Annotated in this window: 2 protein-coding genes; both read left to right on the top strand. The window is 65.6% G+C overall.

Translation table 11 applies throughout. The features are described from left to right. Positions 1–129: 129 nt before the first annotated feature. The gene (locus DT069_RS24435; protein ID WP_119462955.1) at positions 130–513 is read left to right on the top strand and encodes a hypothetical protein; all 384 of its coding nucleotides are present in this window, start codon (positions 130–132) and stop codon (positions 511–513) included. Between the two features lie 101 nt (positions 514–614). Next, positions 615–2396: an adenylate/guanylate cyclase domain-containing protein gene (locus DT069_RS24430; protein ID WP_119462954.1), complete on the top strand. Its 1782-nt coding sequence runs from the start codon at positions 615–617 to the stop codon at positions 2394–2396. Positions 2397–3003 lie beyond the last annotated feature (607 nt).

The following is a 3003-nucleotide window of genomic DNA, read 5'->3' as shown; positions in this document are numbered from 1 at the left end:
GCCGCCGGATCGCCGCGACGACGGCCATGTCGCCGCCCAAGGAGGCGATGGCCGTGCCATTCACAGATTTGGCGAGCGCCGCCATAACGCACGGCGGCGCCGCCGGGTCAGGCACCACGACGAGATCGTATGCACTCCCGCCGCTCGCCTCCGCCAGCGCCGCGCGAGACCCACAAGAACGCGGCGCGCGTCTCCAATCAGATGCGCACCGAGATCCCGGACTGGCCGGTGCCGCCGCTCACCGAGCCCTGCTACCGCGCGACCTGGGGCCTGCCCTGGGCTGCCTTTCCGCCGTCGCTCGAGGCCGAGGCCGACGCCTTCTTCGCCCAGGCGCCGTCGGACGATCTGTTCGCAGATGACGGGCCCGACCGACCGCTGAGCCCGCGCACGATCGCCACCCAGAAGGACCAGCTCCGCTGCGTCGCCTCGGCTCTGGTCCGCCAGGGCCATGCCGCCGAGGCGTCGCCCCGAGGGATAGGACCAAGGACCCAACGCATGGTGCTGTTGGGCTAACGGGCTGCGCTGAGCGGCTCGACCGCTCGGCGCTCATCGCTGGCACATAGTCCCGCCGCGCAGTAGACTGCGATCATCAGTCTGCTCCGGAGGGCCAAGGCATGGCCGCTCCTCGTGCCAAGCGCCGGCTCGCCGCCATCCTCGCCACGGATGTGGTAGGGTACTCCCGCCTGATGGGCCGGGACGAGACGGGCACGCTCGAGCGCCTCAAGGCCTATCGCAAGGAGCTCGTCGAGCCGCTGATCGACGCGCATCAGGGCCGCGTGGTCAAGCTCATGGGCGACGGCGCGCTGGTCGAGTTCGGCAGCGTCGTCGACGCGGTGGAGTGCGCGGTCGCCATCCAGACCGGCATGGCCGAGCGCGAGCGGAACACGCCGGAGCACGAGCGCATCCGCCTTCGCATCGGCATCAACCTGGGCGATGTCATCCACGAGGACAGTGACCTCTACGGCGACGGCGTGAACGTCGCCGCCCGCCTTGAGCAGATCGCGGAGCCGGGCGGAATCGTGGTCTCGGGCACCGCCTATGACCATCTCCAGGGCAAGCTCGCGTGCGCCTTCCAATACCTCGGCGAGCGACGGCTCAAGAACATCGAGCGCGCGGCGCGGGTGTACCGGGTGGCTTCCGACAGCACGACCCCGACGTCCGTGCTGGCTCTGCCGCTGCCAGACAAGCCGTCGGTCGTTGTGCTTCCGTTCGAGAACATGAGCGGTGACCCGGAGCAGGGTTACTTCAGCGACGGCGTGACTGACGATCTCATCACCGACCTTTCGAAGATATCGGGTCTGTTCGTGATCGCCCGGAATTCCGCGTTCACCTACAAGAGCAAGGCGGTGAAGGTGCAGGAGGTCAGTCGCGAACTCGGCGTGCGCTACGTCCTGGAGGGCAGCGTCCGCAAAGCCGGCAACCGCGTCCGGATCACGGCCCAGTTGATCGATGGCCTCACCGGTGGGCATCTGTGGGCGGAGCGGTATGATCGCGACCTCACGGACATCTTCGCGGTGCAGGACGAGGTGACCCGGGAGATCGTGTCGGCACTCGCCGTGAAGCTCACCAAGCAGGAGAAGGAGCGCCTCTCGCGCAAGGGCACGGACAATCTGGAAGCCTATGATCATTTCCTGCGCGGACGCGAACATGCGTGGCGCCACACCGGGGAGGGGAGCGCCTTGGCGCGGCCGTTGCTGGAACGGGCCATCGCACTGGATCCCGGCTTTCCGGCGGCCTATGCCATGTTGGCCCATATCCTGCATCTGGAGTACGTCAACCGATGGAGCGACACACCCGAGCAATCCTTGAGGCAGGCCCACAAGTTGGCACTCAAGGCCGTCGCGCTGGATGATTCGGAACCCCAGGCCCACTTCGCGCTGGGCGTCGTCAGCATGTGGATGAAGGAACTCGAGCGAGCCCTCGCCGAAGGAGAAAAGGTGCTCGCGCTCGACCCGAACTTCGCTCCTGGGTACGCCCTGCTAGGGAATACGCTGAACTACGCCGGGAGGCCGGAAGAGGCCATCGAGCAACTGACCGAGGCAATGCGGCTCGACCCGCATTACCCCGACGTCTACTTGTATTTTCTGGGAATGGCCCGCTTTCTCCTCGGTCGGTACGAGGCAGCGATCGACGTTCTGCGGGAGAGGATCGCCCGCAATCCGGATACCGATGTTACCCATGTCTTGCTGGCGGCATGCTGCGGTCACTTGGGCCGGATTGAAGAAGCGCGCGCGGAGTGGCGCGAGGCCCTGCGGATCAATCCGGATTTCTCCCTGGAGCACAGACGGCAGATTCTCCCCTTCAAGAATCCCGGCGATTTTGAGCGCATCGCCGATGGCCTGCGCGAGGTGGGACCGCCGGGGTTCGGCACTGCTACGCAGGGGGACAAACCATGAAGAGAAAATCGGCACCTCGAGTGTCCCTCCGCGTCGTCGCAGGACTGATGCTTCTGCTGGCTGGCTGTTACTAAGGATGGGGCGCTCAAGGCTGACCGAGATTGCAAGATCTTGGGAACTCAGCGCAATCTTCTTGAGGTGATCGTCGCAAGCGGCATTTCAGACAGAACCGAGCTGGTCTCAGTCTTCGGACGCTTCGGTCACCGGAGCCTACGCTCTGGATGATGGACGTCGTGTATTGCCACCGACATGGTCACTCCTCGAGCGGTCGACGCTGACCGACGACCGGTTCGGCCTGTTCCGGCGTGGTCATGCTGACGACTGTCGATGTGCGGGCCGTGGATTTCAATCCGGGGGCGAACAATCCGCCGTCGGCGGTCCAATCGAGGTCCGAATTGGGTCAGCAGCGGGAGTGAGGGCAGCCTCGGCTTTGCGGCCGGTGTCGCCTCCAGAGCGGACGTCAGAAGAGGAGCACCGTCGGCGCCGCGGGCGACGAATCGCAAACGCCCGCCTCCGATGTCTCGGGGGCGGGCGTTTGCGTGTCTGGCGTGTAAGCTATCGGTGGTTGCGGGGGCAGGATTTGAACCTGCGACCTTCAGGTTATGAG

This window comes from Virgifigura deserti, from assembly GCA_003576685.1.
In the GTDB taxonomy this organism is placed as follows: Bacteria; Pseudomonadota; Alphaproteobacteria; order Dongiales; family Dongiaceae; genus Virgifigura; species Virgifigura deserti.
This window is presented reverse-complemented; position numbering and strand designations above follow the sequence as displayed.